Below are 18,159 nucleotides of genomic sequence, written 5' to 3'. Positions count from 1 at the left end.
TGCCTGACAAACTCAAGCGTCAATCAAGATTGTCAGTATTTTTGGACAGTCGCTGTCCATTCACGCGACGGCAATGGCTGCCGTCGGCTTTCAGCCGTCAGCCGTCGTCGCCGACAAGATTGCCGAGTCCGTGGCGATGCAGCTTTGAATAGAGGCTCTGGCGGCTGACGCCAAGAATCTCGGCGGCCGAAGCGCGATTGTCCGAAGTGTGCGCAAGCGCCGCTTCGATGCACAGCCGTTCGATCAAATCGGTCGATTCGCGGACGATTTCCTTGAGCGACATGCGACCGACCAGATCGGTCAGCTGCTCGACCGAGCGGGGCAGCGGCTGGTCGCCCGTCGGCAGGTCGCGCAGCCGGCGACCGACCAGCCGGATCGTGAAGCCGAAGCAGCTACTGTCACCATAAGGCGCCGCGACTGCCGACACTTCGACTTCCTCGACGCCACCGTCGACTCCGCGCAGCACCGAGGCGACATTGCGTACCGCGCCGTGGTCGCGCAGCTGGCCGACGATCAGGTCGACGTCGACGCCGGGGCGCCCCAGCCAGCTGTCGAGCCGATTGCCGCGCGCCCGATCGAGCGACGGCAATTGCGCAAGTTCAATGAACGACGCATTGGCGGTCAGGATATTGAGCGCATTGTCGGTGAGGACAAAGGCGTCGGGCATCCGCTCGACGACATCGACCCAGGGGATGTCCCCGTCCGGTCGCTTCGGCTCGTCCTTTTCCTTCGCCGTGACGCGGACCAGCAACATCGCGGTCCGCGCCTGCCGAAACAGCCGCGCGGAGAGCATCATTTCGCCGTTGCCGCCGCGCAGCGGCAAAGTGATCGGCGCGACATCGTCGGCCGCTTCGGCGCCACCGAGATACGCGACAAAGGCTTCGCGATGATCGGGCGCCACGATCCCGCTGACCGGCTGATCGGTCAGCGTGCCGGGCTTGGCGCCAAGCACCCGGTGCGCCGCCGGATTGGCCTCGCGAATCCGCCTTGTCGCGGCATCGACGATCAACACGGGTTCAGTCGCCATATCGAACAACAGCCGGTACCGGGCCTCGGCCTGGCGCAGCCGCAGATAATCACGCTCAAGCGATTGCTGCGCCTGAAGCAACCGTTGCTGGAGCACGGCGGCATCGCGCATGTCGCGACCGATGGCGATCACCCGCCCCTCGCCCAGACCCACGGTCATGTACCTGACCGGAATGTCGCCACTCGTCGTCGGATGATTGATTTGCCGCCAGCGTCCGGCCACGCCGCGCGCGGCGTCGGCGAGCATCTCGGCTACCTTGATGCGGCTTTCGTCGGTGACGGTGTCGATCCAGGGTTTCCCGATCGCATCGGCAAAACCATGCGTTGCGAGCCCCGATTCGCTGATCGCGACGTCAAGCACCACTCCCGCGGCATCGAGCACGAACGCCAGATCGCCCGCCGACCCCAGCATCGACGCGACCATGCCCGGCGAAATCGCCTTGGGCAGGGCATCGGGCCGCTGGAACAGCCGGGGCTCAAAGGGGGTGACGTGCTTGTTCACTGGCGAACTGCTGCGCTCCTTCGCGAATCGAAGCTCACCCGCGTGCGAAATCCCTCCGGGATACCGCACCGACCAGCCGGCCGGCGACCTGAACCGCGATCCTGGCATCGGGCGCGGTGCCATCGGCGCCGACTTCGGTCGCGCGCGCAGGCGCCTCGACGAAAATCCTGCCCCCCCACCATCACGCAGACCTGCGGGTTCGCCGAAACACGCCGCACTGCCTCGATGAGCGAGGGAAGCGCGGCCATATGAGACTCGCACCCGACCGTCAATCCAACCAGATCGAACGGGTCTGCGGCGATCCGATCGAGCAGTTCGGACTCGCTCACATCGCCCAGCCGATCGGTGAACCAGCCCGAGCGTGCGAATATCTCGTCGAGCAGGATCGAGCCGAAGCTGTGCTGGTCGCCGGGCATCGGCGTGAACAACGCGCGCCAGCGCGGGCCGCTCCATGTCGCCGCTGGCAAATAGGCCGACAATTCGTGGACGATCTCCTGAAGACGCCACAGGCCCATCGTCACATCGACGAAATCGCAGACATCGTCTTCCCAATATCGGCCGAGCTGGCGCGCGGTCGGCGCAAGCAGATCGACAAGCACGGTATCAACCGGCACGCCGCGAGCGATCAGCGCTTCGATAAAGTCCATCAGCGCATCGGCTTCGGCCGAGAGGGTCAGCGGCGTGAATTCTTCGACATCGCGATCGGTGACGGCGCTCGCCGGGCCATCCGACGGCGCGTCGCCGCCGGTTACACCTGAAATGACCGGTGCCAGCGAGGCCGGCCGCGAGGCGACCAGCCGCGGAATGATTTCGGCTTCGATCATTGCCGACAGCGAGACGTCGCTTGGGTGCGCATGCGAAGATTTCGTTCCGATCTTGACCGCGTCACCCCAGAGCCGCACGCGCCGTACCGGCAATTGCCAACGCGAAACCGATGCGATCTGCGCACGCCCATAGGAAAACAGCGACGACATACCCGGCTCTCCTAGCCTGGTGAGATGGCAACATAGCCACGGCAGGGATCGTCATTTTTGACCCGCACCCCGTCGAGTCGAAAGGCTAGGCCTGTCGATACGATGTGACAATATCGAAATTTTCGGCTCGTCGCAAACTGTCCAAATTTATGGACGTTCGTTTCTATTGACACTTTGGACAGGGCGGGCCAGTCTGCGAGCGAGTGAAAGTCCATTGAGGACGCAAGAGCGATGCAGGCGCGGACATCAGCGACGGGAGGGGCGATCCAGCGGGAAACTGCGGGGCTCTATACTCCCGAGGAACGCCGCCGCCGCGATGCGAGTGTGTGGACACTCGTGCAGGGCGTGCTGGCGCCGGTGCAGTTCCTGATCTTTCTGGTCAGCCTCGCGCTGGTGCTGCGCTATCTTGCGACCGGCGAAGGTGCCGACGCTGCGACCGCATCGGTGATCGTCAAGACGGTTGCGCTCTACACGATCATGATCACCGGCTCGATCTGGGAAAAGGTCGTGTTCGGCAAATGGCTGTTCGCGCCGGCCTTCTTCTGGGAAGATGTCTTCTCGATGCTCGTGCTGGCGCTGCACACCGCCTATCTGGTGGCGCTCGGCTGGGGGCTGCTGGGCGAGCGCGCGCTGATGCTGCTCGCGCTGGCGGCCTATGTCACTTACGTCATCAACGCGGGGCAGTTCGTCTGGAAGCTGCGGATGGCGCGGCTGCAGGCGGCGACCGAGCCGCCGATGCGGGCGGTGGCGGCATGAGCGTGCTGACGCTCCCCGAGGCGCTGCGCCCCAGCACCCTGCCCGGCAGTGCCGCCGATTGCGCGCCGGTCCTGCGCGAGCGGGGCCAGCGCGAAGTCTTCTGCGGGCTGACCGGCATCATCTGGCTCCATCGCAAGCTGCAGGACGCCTTCTTCCTCGTCGTCGGCTCGCGCACCTGCGCGCATCTGCTGCAATCGGCAGCGGGGGTGATGGTGTTCGCGGAGCCGCGCTTCGGCACCGCAATCATCGAGGAACGCGACCTCGCCGGCATGGCCGATTGCCATGAGGAACTCGACCGCGTCGTCGCCGAACTGCTCGCGCGCCGTCCCGACATCAAGATGCTGTTCCTGGTCGGCTCGTGCCCGTCCGAAGTCATCAAGCTCGATCTGGCAAAGGCGGCGCAGCGGCTGTCGACGCGCCACCATCCGGTGGTTCGCATCGTGTCCTATTCGGGCAGCGGCATCGAGACGACCTTCACCGAAGGCGAGGATGCCTGCCTCGCCGCGCTCGTGCCGCAGCTTCCTGCTGCGCAACATGCTGCGCAGCAATTGCTGGTCGTCGGCACCCTGCCCGATATTGTCGAGGACCAGTTCGCGCGGCTGTTCGCCCAGCTCGGGATCGGTCCGGTCGCATTCCTGCCCGCGCGCCGGTCGGGCGCGCTGCCGGCCGTCGGTCCCGACACGCGCTACCTGCTCGCCCAGCCGTTCCTCGGCGACACCGCCCGCGCACTCGAGGATCGCGGCGCGGTGCGGCTCGACGCGCTGTTCCCGTTCGGCGTGATCGGCACCACCGACTGGTTCCGCGCCGCCGCCGCTGCGTTCGGAATCGACTCTCTGCACGTCGATGCGGTGCTGGCGCCCTATCAGGAGCGCGCCCGTCGCGCGATCGCCCATGCGGCGCAGCATCTGCGCGGCAAGAGCGTATTCTTTCTGCCCGACTCGCAGCTCGAAGTGCCGCTCGCACGCTTCCTTGCGCAGGAGCTGGGGATGACGCCGATCGAAGTCGGCACGCCCTATCTCCATCGCCGCCACCTCGCGCGCGAGCTCGAGCTGCTGCCGGTCGAAACGGTGATCAGCGAAGGCCAGCATCTCGAGCGCCAGCTCGACCGGGTGCGCGCCGCCAAGCCCGACCTCACCATCTGCGGCCTCGGCCTCGCCAATCCGCTCGAGGCCGAGGGGCTGACGACTAAATGGGCGATCGAGCTGGTGTTCTCGCCGATCCACGGCTTCGACCAGGCGGGCGACCTCGCCGAACTTTTCGCGCGGCCGCTGCGGCGCCGCGACGTGCTGAGGGTCTGATGCAGCTGACGGTCTGGACCTATGAGGGACCACCCCATGTCGGCGCGATGCGGATCGCGACCGCAATGGAAGGCGTGCATTACGTCCTCCATGCGCCGCAGGGCGATACCTATGCCGACTTGCTGTTCACGATGATTGAACGCTCGCAGAAGCGCCCCCCGGTCACCTACACGACCTTTCAGGCGCGTGACCTCGGCAAGGATACCGCCGAGCTGTTCCAGGCCGCCGCGCGCGATGCTTTCGAACGCTTCAACCCGCAGGCGATGATCGTCGGGGCGTCATGCACTGCCGAGCTGATCCAGGACGACCCCGCCGGCATGGCCGAGGCGATGCGCCTCCCCTGCCCGGTCATCCCGCTCGAACTGCCGAGCTACAGCCGCAAGGAAAATTGGGGCGCGGCCGAGACCTTCTACCAGATCGTTCGCCATCTCGCCGACCGCGAGCTGCGCCCGGCGCCGCGTGACGGTCGTCGCCCGCTGGCGAACTTGCTCGGCCCGACGGCGCTCGGTTTCCGCCACCGCGATGATGTGATCGAGATTACGCGGCTGCTGGCGACGCTGGGCATCGACCTCAATCTGGTCGCGCCGCGCGGAGCATCGCCTGCCGACATCGCGCGCATTGGTGCCGCCGATTTCAACATCTGCCTTTATCCCGAAATCGCCGACACGACCACGCGCTGGCTGGAAAAGACGTTCGGGCAGAAGTCCGTGCGGACGGTGCCGATCGGCCATGGCGCGACGCGCGATTTCATCGCCGAAGTCGCCGCACTGGCAGGCGTCGATCCGGCCAAGGCGCTCGGCACGTCAAACATGCCATGGTGGAGCCGGTCGGTCGACTCGACCTATCTGACTGCCAAGCGCGTGTTCATTTTCGGCGACGCGACGCACGCGATCGCTGCCGCCCGGGTTGCACAGGACGAGCTGGGTTTCACCGTCGTCGGCCTCGGCTGCTACAACCGCGAATTCGCGCGCGACATCCGCGATGCCGCCAAGCTCTACGGCGTCGAGCCGCTGATCACCGACGATTATCTCGCGGTCGAATCGGCGATCCAGGCGCTCCAGCCCGAACTGGTGCTCGGTACGCAGATGGAGCGCCACATCGCCAAGCGGCTCCGCATTCCCTGCGCGGTGATCTCGGCGCCGGTGCATGTGCAGGATTTTCCGGCGCGCTACTCGCCGCAAATGGGCTTCGAAGGCGCGAATGTGCTGTTCGACTCATGGGTCCATCCGCTGGTGATGGGGCTGGAGGAACATCTGCTGACGATGTTCCGCGACGATTTCGAGTTTTCGGACGCCGCTGGGGCGAGCCATCTGGGGCATGGGTCGTCGGCACCCGCCGCTCCGCAACCGTTCGTTTCGAGCGAAGTCGAGAAACAGGCCGCAAGCGGTGCGCAAAGTGTCTCGACGTCGCCCGACACGGACGGTTCGGTAGAGGTGCTGGTGGCCGCATCCGAGGTCGCTACTGGCTGGTCCGCCGAAGCCGAGCGCGAGCTGCAGAAAATCCCGTTCTTCGTGCGCGGCAAGGCGCGGCGGAATACCGAGAAATATGCCGCCGAAATGGGCCTGAGCGCGATCACGCTCGACACCCTCTATGACGCAAAGGCCCATTATGCGCGCTGAGGGCCCCATCTCCACAGCACCGGTGCGGGTCGTCGTCATTACGCTCGACAATCACTTGTCGGGCGCGTTCCAGCGGGCGCAGGCGGCGTTTGACCGCACGGGCTCCGGCGTGACGATCGGCTTCCACGCCGCCGCCGACTGGGACGACAAGCCCGGCGCGCTCGCCGCCGCCAATGCCGATATCGCCCGCGCCGACATCATCCTGTGCACGATGCTGTTCCTCGAAGACCATATCCGCGCGGTGCTGCCGGCCCTCGAAGCGCGGCGCGAGGCGTGCGACGCGCTGGTCGGCCTGATGTCGGCAGGCGAGATCGTCCGGCTGACGCGGATGGGCGATTACCGGATGGACAAGCCCGCTTCCGGTCCGCTCGCCCTGCTCAAGAAGCTGCGCGGCTCGGGCAAGCCGGGCACCAATTCGGGCGCGGGGCAGATGAAGATGCTGCGGCGGCTGCCCAAGCTGCTGCGCTTCATTCCCGGCACTGCGCAGGACGTGCGCGCCTATTTCCTGACGCTGCAATATTGGCTGGCGGGGTCCGACGACAATGTCGTCGACATGATCCGCGCGTTGATCGATCGTTATGCGAGTGGCGACCGCGCCGCGTTGCGCGGGACGATGAAAGCCGCCGCGCCGCGCGATTATCCTGAGGTCGGCGTCTATCACCCGCGCATGCCGGCGCGGATTTCGGCCAAGCTCGCCGACCTGCCGCCGAGCCGCGGCACCAAGGGCAGCGTCGGCCTGCTGATGCTGCGCTCCTATGTGCTCGCCAAGGATGCCGCGCATTACGACGGCGTGATCGCGGCACTGGAGGCCAAGGGGCTCAACGTGATCCCGGCGTTCGCTGGCGGGCTCGACGGGCGCCCGGCAATCGACGCGCTGTTCATGAAGGACGGCAAGGCGACGGTCGATGCGGTCGTCAACCTGACCGGCTTCAGCCTCGTCGGCGGCCCCGCCTACAACGACACGGCGGCGGCCGAAGCCGTGCTCGCCAAGCTCGACCGCCCCTATATCGCGGCGCATCCGGTCGAGTTCCAGACGCTTCAGGGCTGGGCGGCCAATTCGATGGGGCTGCTGCCGCTCGAATCGACGATGATGATCGCGATCCCCGAGCTTGACGGCGGCACCGTGCCGATGGTGTTCGGCGGGCGGTCGGACGGCAGCGACGCCCCCTGCACCGGCTGTGCGCGCGGCTGCACTTTTCCCGCGACCGGATCGGTCCGCGCGATGGAAAGCTGCCCCGAGCGCGCCGAGACGCTCGCGGCCCGCGTGCTGAAGCTGATCGAGTTGCGCCGCGCGCGCGAGGCCGAGCGCCGCGTCGCCATCGTGCTGTTCAACTTCCCGCCCAACGCGGGTGCGGCCGGCACCGCGCAGTTCCTGAGCGTGTTCGAATCGCTCCATGCCACGCTCCAGCGGCTCGATGCCGAGGGTTATGACGTCGAGGTGCCCGCGACCGTCGATGCCCTGCGTGACGCGATCCTCGCTGGCAACGCAGGCCGCTATGGCAGCGAAGCCAATGTCCACGCCCGTGTCAGCGCCGATACGATCGTCGCGCGCGAGACCTGGCTGAAGGAAATCGAGGCAAGCTGGGGGCCCGCCCCCGGCAAGCTCCAGTCGGACGGGAGCGCGGTGCAGATCCTCGGCGCGCGTTTCGGCAATGTCTTCGTCGGCATCCAGCCCGCGCTCGGCATCGAGGGCGATCCGATGCGGCTGCTGTTCGAGGGCCGCTTTGCGCCCACGCATGCCTTTGCCGCTTTCTATCGCTGGCTGAAGGAAGATTTCCGCGCGCATGCCGTGCTGCACTTCGGCACGCATGGCAGCCTCGAATTCATGCCCGGCAAGCAGACCGGGCTGACCGCGCAATGCTGGCCCGACCGGCTGATCGGCGACTTGCCCAACATCTATCTCTATGCCGCCAACAACCCGTCCGAAGGCGTGCTGGCCAAGCGGCGCTCGGGCGCGACGCTCGTCAGCTATCTTACGCCGGCGCTCACCAAATCGGGTGTGTACAAAGGGCTCGCCGACTTGAAGGCATCGGTCGATCGCTGGCGGTCGAGCCCGGCGGGCGATCCCGACACCGCGCTGCTCGCCGAGCTGATCGAGGCGCAGGCCGAAGCGCTCGACCTCGACGGGCGCGATGTCGCGGCCCTCGCCGCGCGCCTCTATGAAATCGAGCGCGAGCTGATCCCGCAGGGGCTGCATGTCGCCGGACGCGCCGCCAGCCGCGAAGAGCGGATCGACATGATCTTGGCGTCAGCCGAAAGCCGTGGCGAGCCGCTGTCGGTCGAGACCGCGGGCGCGCTGGTCGACGGCACGCTGCGCATCGACTCGCCGCTGCTCAAGGACATGGCCGCGCTCGACCGCGCGCTCGCCGCCAACCATGAACTCGACGGCATCGTCCGCGCGCTCGCGGGCCGCTACATCGCGCCGGTTGCCGGTGGCGACCTGCTGCGCTCGCCCGAGATCCTGCCGACCGGGCGCAACATCCATGGCTTCGACCCCTTCCGCTTGCCGAGCGCCTTTGCGGTGCAGGACGGCGCTGCACAGGCGCAGCGGCTGCTCGATCGCAGCCTCGCCGATGCGGGTCACCTGCCCGAAACCGTCGCGATGGTGCTGTGGGGCACCGACAATCTGAAGAGCGAAGGCGCGCAGATCGCGCAGGCGCTTGCGCTGATGGGCGCGCGCCCGCGCTTCGACAGCTACAACCGGCTGGCCGGCGCCGAGCTGGTGCCGCTTGCCGAACTTGGCCGCCCGCGCATCGACGTGATCGCAACGTTGTCGGGCGTGTTCCGCGACCTGCTCCCGCTGCAGACGCGGATGCTTGCCGAAGCCGCGCTGCTCGCCAGCGCCGCCGACGAGCCAGTCGAGCTGAACTTCATTCGCAAGCACAGCCTCGCGCATCAGGCGCAGCATGGCTGCGATCTCGACACGGCCGCGCTGCGGGTCTTCTCGAACGCGCAAGGGGCGTATGGCGCCAACGTCAATCTGATGATCGACGACGGCAGCTGGAGCGACCCCGACGAACTCGCCGACAGCTTCGAACGGCAAAAGGGCTATGCTTACGGCGTCAAGGGCGCGCCGGTCCGCCAGGCCGCGATCCTCGCCTCGGCACTCAAGACCGTCGACTGCGCTTACCAGAACATCGAAAGCGTCGAACTCGGCATCACCGCGATCGACCAATATGTCGATGCGCTCGGCGGCATCAGCCGCGCGGTGACGCGCGCCAAGGGCGGCGAAGCGGCGCCCGTCTATATCGGCGACCAGACGCAAGGGGCGGGCAAGGTCCGGTCCTTGCAGGAACAGGTCGCGCTGGAAACGCGCACGCGCATGCTCAACCCGGTGTGGACCGAAGGGCTGCTGCGGCACGGCTATGAAGGCGTGCGCGCGATCGAGGGTCACCTGACGACGACGCTCGGCTGGTCGGCAACCACCGGCGAAGTCGATCCCTGGGTCTATCAGCGCACCGCCGAAACCTATGTGCTCGATGCCGCGATGCGCGAGCGGCTCGCCGCGCTCAATCCCAAGGCCGCCGCGCGCGTCGCGGGGCGGCTGATCGAAGCTTCCGAACGTAATTTCTGGACCCCCGACGCGGCGACGCTCGCCGCACTCCATGCCGCCAGCGATGAACTCGAGGATCGTCTCGAGGGCATCGTCGCGGTGGCGGCATAAAGGAACGATAACGATGGCATTACTCGATCCCCCGACACGCGGCCTCGACGGCGAAGGCTCGGTTCAGGTCAAGCTCGACCCCGGCGACCGGATCGGCACCGCCAAGGTGATTGCGGTCTATGGCAAGGGCGGCATCGGCAAGTCGACGACCTCGTCGAACCTGTCGGCGGCCTTTTCGATGCTCGGCAAGCGCGTGCTGCAGATCGGCTGCGACCCCAAACACGACTCGACCTTCACGCTCACCAAGAAGCTGATGCCGACCGTCATCGACGTGCTCGAAACGGTCGAGTTCCACGCCGAGGAGCTGCGCCCCGAAGACTATATGTTCGAAGGCTATAACGGCGTGATGTGCGTCGAGGCGGGCGGCCCTCCGGCGGGCACCGGCTGCGGTGGCTATGTCGTCGGCCAGACGGTGAAGCTTCTGAAGCAGCATCACCTGCTCGAAGAAACCGACGTGGTGATCTTCGACGTGCTCGGCGACGTGGTGTGCGGCGGGTTCGCTGCCCCCTTGCAGCATGCCGAGCGCGCGGTGGTGGTGGCGGCAAACGATTTCGACTCGATTTTCGCCATGAACCGGATCGTCGCGGCGATCGGCGCCAAGGCCAAGAACTACGACGTGCGGATGGCGGGCGTCATCGCCAACCGCTCGGCCGCGACCGACGAGATCGACCGGTTCAACGCCGCGACCGGCCTCAAGCGGCTCGCCCATTTCCCCGATCTCGACGCGATCCGCCGCAGCCGGCTGAAGAAATGCACGCTGTTCGAAATGGAGCAGACGCCCGAAGTCGCGGCGGCCTGCGACGAGTATAAGCGGCTCGCGGCCACGCTATGGGCGGGCGCTCCGGCGCTCGACGCGAAGCCGATGAAGGACCGCGAGATCTTCGAATTTCTGGGGTTCGAATGACGACGACGGCGACATATTCGCGCTATCGCGGGCAGCTCGAAACCTATTTCGATCGCACCGCGAGCAAGGCCTGGGAACAGCTGACCAGCGACGCGCCGGTCAGCGGCATCCGCGCGACGGTGCGCGCGGGCCGCAATGAAATGCGCGACACCTTGCTGTCGTGGCTGCCCGCCGACCTGACCGGCAAGCGCGTGCTCGATGCCGGTTGCGGCACCGGCGCCTTCGCGGTCGAGGCAGCGATGCGCGGCGCCGACGTGGTGGCGATCGACGTCGCCGGCAGCCTGGTCGAGATCGCCCGCAAGCGCGCACCGAAGAAACTCAGCATCGACTGGCGCGTCGGCGACATGCACGACGCCGGCCTGGGCGAATTCGACCATGTCGTCGCAATGGACTCGCTGATCCACTATCCCGCGTTCGAGATGGTCGAGGTGCTCCGCAGCCTCGGCGAGCGGATGCGCGGATCGATGGTCTTCACCTTTGCGCCGCAGACGCCGCTGTTGATGCTGGCGCTCGGCATGGGGCGGCTGTTCCCGCGCAGCGACCGCTCGCCCGCGATCCTGCCGGTGCGCGAGCGACTGCTGCGCACGCTGATCACCAACGCGATGCCCGCCGCGACATTGGGCCGCGACCGCAAGGTGTCGGGCGGCTTCTACACCAGCCATGCGCTGGAGGTGCTGTCGGCATGAACAGCCGCACCGCCGCCTTCTGGACCAAGATGGGCACGCGGTTCCTGCCGTTTGCCGATGCGGCGACGACCGAATTGCCGCTCGGGCGACTGCTGCGGCTGTCGCTGTTCCAGGTGTCGATCGGCATGGCGTTCGTGCTGCTCAACTTCACGCTCAACCGAGTGATGATCGTCGAGCTCGGTGTGCCCGCGACGCTCGTCGCGGCGCTGGTCGCGCTGCCTCTGCTGTTCGCCCCCGCGCGTGCGCTGATCGGTTACAAGTCCGACAATCACGTGTCGGTGCTCGGCTGGCGGCGGGTGCCGTACATTTGGTTCGGGACGCTGCTGCAGTTCGGCGGGCTCGCGATCATGCCGTTCGCGCTACTGCTGATGACCGGACGTGGCGCGGTGGGCGGCTTCTGGGTGGGCGTGATCGGCGCCTCGGTCGCGTTCCTGCTGGTCGGGGCTGGCATGGCGACCGCGCAGACGGCGGGCCTGGCGCTCGCAACCGACCTGTCGCCGGCGGCCAAACGCCCGCGCGTGGTCGCGCTGCTCTATGTGATGCTGCTGATCGGCATGTTCGTCTTCTCGCTGATCTTCGGGCGGATCCTGAGCGGCGGCTTCGATCCCTATCGCCTCGTCGGCGTGATCCAGGGGACGGCGGTGGTGACGATGCTGCTCAACGTCATCGCGCTGTGGAAGCAGGAAGCGCGCGCGATCGGTGGCACCCGCCGCGTCGATACCGTCGATTTCGGCGACCAGTGGCGCCAGCTGATCGGCGAGCGCCGGATGCGCCGCCTGCTGATTGCGCTGGCGCTCGGCGCGGCGGGTTTTTCGATGCAGGACATCCTGCTTGAACCCTATGGCGGCCATGTTCTCGGCCTCAACGTCGGCCAGACGACCGCGCTGTCGGCGCTATGGTCGGCCGGCATGATCGCGGGCTTTGCCTATGCCGCGCGCGCGCTCGATCGGGCAGCCGATCCGCACCGGCTGGCGGGTATGGGCGTGCTGCTCGGTATTGCCGCCTTTGCGATTGTCGTCCTGTCCGCGCCGCTCGCCTCGGTGCCGCTGCTGTGCCTTGGCGCGACCGGCATTGGCCTGGGCGGGGGGCTGTTCACCGTCTGCACGCTGATTGCGGCGATGGGCCATGTTTCAACCGACAAGTCAGGCCTCGCGCTCGGCGCCTGGGGTGCCGTGCAGGCGACTGCGGGCGGCATCGCGATCCTGCTGTCGGGCGCCCTGCGCGACGGGTTCGACGCGCTGGCTACCAGCGGTCGGCTCGGCGTCGGGTTCGTCGATCCGGCAAGCGGCTATAGTTTCGTCTGGCATATCGAAATCGCCTTGTTGTTTGCGGCACTTATTGCCGTTGGTCCGCTGGCGCGGCGGACCGCCGAGAATGGTTCGCGTCGCGTAACCCCATTCACCGAACGTCTCGCCTGAGCGCCCAGAAAGAAGGATGGTCCGATGCATTTGACCCTCACCCAGCACATCGACGTGGCACTCGTTGTGCTCAACGCCTTTTTCCTCTTTTTCCTCGGGTTGGTGGTCTACCTCCGCCGCGAGGATCGCCGCGAAGGCTATCCGCTCGAACATGAGCTGACCGGCCGGCTCGAAGGCGAAGGCACCGCGCTGCTGCGCGCGCTGCCCAAGACGTTCCGCCTGCCCTTTGGCCGCGGCACCGTCTCGGTTCCCAACGGCAGCCGCGACGACTTCAAGGTTGCGGCTCGCCCGGCCGAGAATTTCGCGGGCGCGCCGCTGGTGCCGACCGGCAATCCGCTGGTCGATGGCGTCGGCCCGGCAGCTTATGCCAATCGCGCCAAGCACCCCGATCTCGATTGGGAAGGCCACCCCCGCATCGTGCCGATGCGCGTCGCCGAAGGCTTTACGGTCGAGCGCCGTGACGCTGATCCGCGTGGCTATACCGTCGTCGGCGTCGATGGCCGCACCGCTGGCAAGGTCACCGATCTCTGGATCGACCGCGCCGACCGCCTGATCCGCTATCTCGAAGTCGAAATCGACGGCGGCCGCCACGTGCTCGCGCCGATGTTCATGTCGAGCATCAGCCGGGCGACCGCGACCGTAACCGTCGATGCGATCACCGCGGCGCAGTTCGCCGATGCCCCCGGCATTGAAGGCACCGACGTGATCACGCTGTACGAAGAAGAACGCGTCCAGGCCTATTTCGGCGGCGGCTATCTCTATGCCACGCCAAGCCGTTCGGAGCCGATCCTGTGAGCGAATACGACAACGAGCCGATCCGCGGTCTGCCCGGGCTGTTGCCGCCGGGCGAGACGATCCTGTGGCAGGGATCGCCTGACTGGCGCGTGCTTGCCCGGACGGCGTTCCACACCGGTGCGGTCACTGCCTATTTCGGGGTGCTCGCGCTGGTGGCGCTGGCAGGCGGATCGATGCTCGGTGTCGGGATGACGTTGGTGGCGGGGATGGTCGGGGTCGCGCTGCTGCACCTGATCGCCTTCGGCACCGCCAAGACGACGATCTACACGATCACCAACCGGCGCATCGTCCTGCGTTTCGGCATGGCGATTCCGAAGTGCATCAACCTGCCGCTGCCACTGGTCGGGTCGATCGACCTGCGCGCCCGTGCACGCGGCACAGGCGATCTGCTGCTGCAACTGACCGGGCAGCAGCGGCTGGGCTATATCGCGCTGTGGCCGCACGCGCAGGGGTGGCATTTCAGCGCCCCCCGGCCGATGCTGCGCGCGGTCCCCGACATCGCCCGGGTCGGGATGATCGCCGCGCGCGCCACCCGCGCCGCGCAGGGTGACGGCGTCGTCAAGCCGGTCGCGACCATCGAAAGCCTGACAGTGACGCCGGTCGGCGCGGCGGTGGCGGCATGAGCATGGCGCATGACCATCGCAACATGCTGCCCAAGGGCGCATTGTTCCTCGCCTGCGGTCTGGTGCTGACCGCACTTGCGGCAACGACCGCCGCCCGTATCGCGCAACTGCCGCCTGCCGCCGTTCCGGCGACGGTGCGCGCAAACGAGAACGCCCGGGTCGTGATCACGCGCAGCCTGCGCTTCAGCGATCGGGCTGATGGCGCCGTCGTAATCGAGGATGTCGCCGCCGGGCGCGTCGCTGGCACGGTCGCGCCGTTCACCAAGAGCGGCTTCGTGCGCAGCGTGATGCGCGGCATGGCGCGCGACCGGCGGATGCGCGGTCTGGGCGCCGATGCGCCGTTCGAGCTGACGCTGTGGAGCGACGGCCAGCTTTCGCTCGTCGACTCGCTGACGGGCCGCGCGCTCGAACTCGGCGCCTTTGGCCCGACCAATCGCGACGCCTTCCTTGCCCTGCTGCAATCGCCGGAGGCCCGCTGATGCCGTTTCGCCGCACGATCTTCGACACACCATGCCGGATCGAAATCGATAACAGCGATGCCGCCTGCCATGCGCATGTCGAGCTTGCCGACGACCTGCCGATCTATCCCGGCGACCGCGTCCGCGTGCACGGCGAGCCGATCGTCGTCGGCTTCGGCGAAAGCGCGGTGTTCGACCGCGTCGCAACCGTGGAGCGCGCAACCACGATCGAGCGGCTGTGGACCAAGTTCGCCGGCCATTTCGAAATGACCGAACTCTACGAAGTCAGTTTTTCCCCCGGGAGGGCCGCATGAACGCGCCAGCAAAATTCCCCGCCATCCCTTCGGCCAAGGCGACCGACACCGAGTCGATGAAGATCGCCCAGCGCGAGACGGTGCTGAGCCCGCGCTTCTACACGACCGACTTCGCGGCCCTCGACCGCATCGACGTGACGAATGTGCGACGCGAATGGGACCAACTGATCGCAGAGATGCAGTCGGACCCCAACAAGCGCCACTTCACGCGCACCGAAGCGTTCGACGGCGTGATCGAAAGCCTGCCCGACGATCTCCGCGCCGAATTCGTCGATTTTCTGGTGAGTTCGCTGACGTCCGAATTCTCGGGCTGCATCCTTTATGCCGAAATCGCCAAGCGCGCGAAGAACCCCGATATCAAGCAACTCTTCAAGCTGCTGAGCCGCGACGAAAGCCGCCACGCCGGCTTCATCAACGATACGCTGAAAGACGCCGGCATCGGCGTGAACCTGTCGTTCCTGACCAAGACCAAGAAATACACCTATTTCAGGCCGAAGTTCATTTTCTACGCCGTCTATCTGTCGGAAAAGATCGGCTATGCGCGCTATATCGCGATCTATCGCCACCTCGCGCGGCACCCCGAGCTGCGCTTTCACCCGATCTTCAACTGGTTTGAACAATGGTGCAACGACGAGTTCCGCCACGGCGAGGCGTTCGCGCTGCTGATGCGCAACGATCCCAAGCTGTTGCAGGGTCACAACCGGCTGTGGATCAAGTTCTTCCTGATGGCGGTCTATGCGACCATGTATGTACGCGATCATAATCGCCCGTCGTTCCACGCCGCGCTCGGCGTCGATCCGACCGATTACGACTATCAGGTGTTCGACATATGCTCGGCAATCTCGCGCCAGGTGTTCCCGCTCACGCTCGACACTGACAGCACCGCGTTCCGCACCGGAATGGAGCGGATGCGGCGGATTTCGAACGCGATGGACGCAGCGACGGCGCAGGGCGGCATCATCGGCCGCGTCAAGAAACTCGCCCTGACGGCAGCGGCGGGTGCAACTTTCGTCCGGCTGCTCGCGATCCCGGCCAAGCGCAATGCGCTCCCCGCCAATGTTCGGCTGGTCCCGGCCTGGTGAGCGTTCCACCGCTCCTTTTCGCGCTGGCGGTGTGGTTCTTCGGCACGGCGGCCGTGGTCTGGCTCGACAGCCGCCCGCGCGAGACCTTTGCGGGCAGCTTCCGCGCGGCTGGTATCGTCGCCATTGCCGCCCTCATCGCAATCGTCGCGACGGCGGGCAGCCAGAGCTTCGTATCGGTCTACATTGCCTTTGCCGCCTCGATCGCGATCTGGGGATGGCACGAAATGGGATTTCTGATGGGTTTCGTCAGCGGCCCGCGTCGCGACCCCTGCCCGCCCGGCGCACGCGGCTGGGCGCGCTTCAAGGCAGCGACGGCCACGGTCATCCACCACGAGATCGCGCTCGCGGCGACCGTGCTGTTGCTGGTCGCATTGTGCTGGGGTCAGCCCAACCAGACTGCGCCGCTCGCCTTTGCGCTGCTGTTCGGCATGCGGCTGTCGGCCAAGCTCAATCTCTATCTCGGCGTGCCGAGCCTGTCGGACGAGGTCTTCCCGGCGCATCTGGCCTATCTCAAGACCTATTTCCGCAAGGCGCGCTGCAACTGGCTGTTCCCCTTCTCAGTCGGTTTCGGGTCGCTCGCTACTTGGGGAGCGTGGGCCGCTGCGGCCGCGACCCGCGAGCCGGGCATGGCCGCCAGCTGGACGCTGATCGCCGGACTTGCCTTTCTGGGCGTCGTCGAGCACTTGCTGCTCGCATTGCCGATCCGGGACGCAATGATGTATCGCTGGGCATCGCTCCAGCCTGTTAGAGCAAAGACCATGAGCACGGAGCAGAGGTAAGATGGATTACGAGGCATATTTCGGCAGCCAGCTTGCCACGCTGAAGCAGGATGGGCGCTATCGCATTTTCGCCGAGCTTGAGCGTCGCGCCGGCAACTTCCCGCGCGCCCGCCATTACACGGGCGACGGCGTCGGCGAAGTGACCGTATGGTGCTCGAACGATTACCTCGGCATGGGCCAGCACCCGGCAGTGCTCGAAGCCATGCACCAAACGCTCGACGATTGCGGCGCGGGCGCGGGCGGCACCCGCAACATCAGCGGCACTTGCCACGCGCATGTCGAACTCGAAGCCGAACTCGCCGACCTGCACGGCAAGGAAGCCGCGCTGCTGTTCACTTCGGGCTATGTGTCCAACTGGGCGGCGCTGTCGACGCTCGCCGCGAAGCTGCCCGACTGTGTGGTGCTGTCCGACGCGCTTAATCATGCCTCGATGATCGAAGGCATCCGCCACAGCCGCGCCGAATGCATTCGCTTCAACCATAACGACTGGGAAGACCTCGACCGCAAGCTGGCCGCAATCGCGCCCGGTCGGGCCAAGCTGGTCGCGTTCGAAAGCGTCTATTCGATGGATGGCGACATCGCCCCGATCGAGCAAATCCTGGACGTGTGCGAAAAACATGGCGCGCTGAGCTACATCGACGAAGTGCACGCCGTCGGCCTTTATGGCCCACGCGGCGGCGGCATTGCCGAAGCCCGCGGCCTGATGGACCGCATCGACGTGATCGAAGGCACGCTCGGCAAGGCGTTCGGCGTGATGGGCGGCTATATCACGGGTTCGGCCAAGCTCGTCGATTTCGTGCGCAGCTTTGCGAGCGGTTTCATCTTCACGACCGCCCTGCCACCGGCGCTTGCCGCCGGCGCGACCGCGAGCATCCGCCATCTGAAGACCAGCCAGGTCGAACGCGCCCGTCACCAGGAGCGCGTCGCAACGGTGCGCCGCCGGCTGCACGCGATCGGCATTCCGACGCTGGAGAACCCCAGTCACATCATCCCGGTGATGGTCGGCGACGCCAAGAAGTGCAAGATGATCAGCGACTGGCTGCTCGACAACCACGGCATCTATGTCCAGCCGATCAACTATCCGACGGTGCCGGTCGGCACCGAGCGGCTGCGCATTACGCCCTCGCCGGTGCATTCGGACGCCGATATCGACAAGCTCGTCTCGGCGCTCAGCGAAATCTGGTCGATGTGCGAACTCGCGCGGAGTTCGATGGCGGCTTGATCCCGGGCTGAGGTCACGAGAAGCTCTATGGCGAGCCCA

Annotated in this window: 16 protein-coding genes; 14 read left to right on the top strand and 2 right to left on the bottom strand. The window is 66.4% G+C overall.

Annotated features, from left to right (window positions below):
- Positions 1 to 97 precede the first annotated feature (97 nt).
- Both ppsR and AX672_RS04095 read right to left on the bottom strand, forming a co-directional pair.
- Positions 98 to 1,528, bottom strand: coding sequence for a transcriptional regulator PpsR (gene ppsR, locus AX672_RS04100; RefSeq protein WP_066648662.1), 1,431 nt, complete (start codon positions 1,526 to 1,528; stop codon positions 98 to 100).
- A complete protein-coding gene (locus AX672_RS04095) occupies positions 1,525 to 2,502 on the bottom strand; it encodes a cobalamin B12-binding domain-containing protein (protein WP_066648657.1) in 978 nt (325 codons plus the stop codon). The genes ppsR and AX672_RS04095 overlap by 4 nt, the downstream gene beginning before the upstream one ends.
- Positions 2,503 to 2,733: 231 nt before the next feature.
- On the opposite strand from AX672_RS04095, the gene bchF reads away from it, so the two are divergent.
- The 14 genes from bchF to hemA are packed head-to-tail and all read left to right on the top strand — an operon-like array spanning position 2,734 to position 18,120.
- Positions 2,734 to 3,258 (top strand): 2-vinyl bacteriochlorophyllide hydratase, encoded by a 525-nt coding sequence (bchF, locus tag AX672_RS04090; RefSeq protein WP_066648655.1) that lies wholly within the window; start codon positions 2,734 to 2,736, stop codon positions 3,256 to 3,258.
- Positions 3,255 to 4,556 (top strand): ferredoxin:protochlorophyllide reductase (ATP-dependent) subunit N, encoded by a 1,302-nt coding sequence (locus tag AX672_RS04085; RefSeq protein WP_066648654.1) that lies wholly within the window; start codon positions 3,255 to 3,257, stop codon positions 4,554 to 4,556. The genes bchF and AX672_RS04085 overlap by 4 nt, the downstream gene beginning before the upstream one ends.
- Positions 4,556 to 6,175 (top strand): ferredoxin:protochlorophyllide reductase (ATP-dependent) subunit B, encoded by a 1,620-nt coding sequence (gene bchB / locus AX672_RS04080; RefSeq protein WP_066648653.1) that lies wholly within the window; start codon positions 4,556 to 4,558, stop codon positions 6,173 to 6,175. The genes AX672_RS04085 and bchB overlap by 1 nt, the downstream gene beginning before the upstream one ends.
- The gene (locus AX672_RS04075) at positions 6,165 to 9,839 is read left to right on the top strand and encodes a magnesium chelatase subunit H (protein ID WP_066648652.1); all 3,675 of its coding nucleotides are present in this window, start codon (positions 6,165 to 6,167) and stop codon (positions 9,837 to 9,839) included. Before bchB ends, AX672_RS04075 begins: the two co-directional genes overlap by 11 nt.
- 13 nt (positions 9,840 to 9,852) lie before the next feature.
- Positions 9,853 to 10,743, top strand: coding sequence for a ferredoxin:protochlorophyllide reductase (ATP-dependent) iron-sulfur ATP-binding protein (gene bchL, locus AX672_RS04070; RefSeq protein WP_066648651.1), 891 nt, complete (start codon positions 9,853 to 9,855; stop codon positions 10,741 to 10,743).
- Positions 10,740 to 11,429, top strand: a complete 690-nt coding sequence (gene bchM, locus AX672_RS04065) for a magnesium protoporphyrin IX methyltransferase (RefSeq protein ID WP_066648650.1) — start codon at positions 10,740 to 10,742, stop codon at positions 11,427 to 11,429. Before bchL ends, bchM begins: the two co-directional genes overlap by 4 nt.
- The gene (locus AX672_RS04060; RefSeq protein WP_066648648.1) at positions 11,426 to 12,847 is read left to right on the top strand and encodes a BCD family MFS transporter; all 1,422 of its coding nucleotides are present in this window, start codon (positions 11,426 to 11,428) and stop codon (positions 12,845 to 12,847) included. The genes bchM and AX672_RS04060 overlap by 4 nt, the downstream gene beginning before the upstream one ends.
- A 24-nt stretch (positions 12,848 to 12,871) precedes the next feature.
- On the top strand, positions 12,872 to 13,642 hold the full coding sequence (puhA, locus tag AX672_RS04055) for a photosynthetic reaction center subunit H (RefSeq protein WP_066648641.1): 771 nt from the start codon (positions 12,872 to 12,874) through the stop codon (positions 13,640 to 13,642).
- The gene (puhB, locus tag AX672_RS04050; RefSeq protein ID WP_066648639.1) at positions 13,639 to 14,265 is read left to right on the top strand and encodes a photosynthetic complex putative assembly protein PuhB; all 627 of its coding nucleotides are present in this window, start codon (positions 13,639 to 13,641) and stop codon (positions 14,263 to 14,265) included. Before puhA ends, puhB begins: the two co-directional genes overlap by 4 nt.
- Positions 14,262 to 14,744 carry a photosynthetic complex assembly protein PuhC gene (puhC, locus tag AX672_RS04045; RefSeq protein ID WP_231731147.1) on the top strand — a complete coding sequence of 161 codons (483 nt, stop codon included), beginning with the start codon at positions 14,262 to 14,264 and terminating at the stop codon, positions 14,742 to 14,744. Before puhB ends, puhC begins: the two co-directional genes overlap by 4 nt.
- Complete coding sequence (locus AX672_RS04040; protein ID WP_331711168.1) at positions 14,744 to 15,037, top strand: hypothetical protein; 294 nt, start codon at positions 14,744 to 14,746, stop codon at positions 15,035 to 15,037. Before puhC ends, AX672_RS04040 begins: the two co-directional genes overlap by 1 nt.
- The gene (acsF, locus tag AX672_RS04035) at positions 15,034 to 16,119 is read left to right on the top strand and encodes a magnesium-protoporphyrin IX monomethyl ester (oxidative) cyclase (protein WP_066648633.1); all 1,086 of its coding nucleotides are present in this window, start codon (positions 15,034 to 15,036) and stop codon (positions 16,117 to 16,119) included. The genes AX672_RS04040 and acsF overlap by 4 nt, the downstream gene beginning before the upstream one ends.
- On the top strand, positions 16,116 to 16,898 hold the full coding sequence (gene puhE, locus AX672_RS04030) for a putative photosynthetic complex assembly protein PuhE (RefSeq protein ID WP_066648631.1): 783 nt from the start codon (positions 16,116 to 16,118) through the stop codon (positions 16,896 to 16,898). The genes acsF and puhE overlap by 4 nt, the downstream gene beginning before the upstream one ends.
- A 1-nt stretch (position 16,899) precedes the next feature.
- Positions 16,900 to 18,120, top strand: coding sequence for a 5-aminolevulinate synthase (gene hemA, locus AX672_RS04025; protein ID WP_066648627.1), 1,221 nt, complete (start codon positions 16,900 to 16,902; stop codon positions 18,118 to 18,120).
- Positions 18,121 to 18,159 lie beyond the last annotated feature (39 nt).

The organism is Sphingomonas sp. CCH10-B3 (genome assembly GCF_001556185.1).
GTDB classification, from domain to species: Bacteria; Pseudomonadota; Alphaproteobacteria; order Sphingomonadales; family Sphingomonadaceae; genus Sphingomonas; species Sphingomonas aquatica.
Note: the sequence above shows the minus strand (reverse complement) of the source record. Positions and strands in the feature narration are given on the sequence as shown.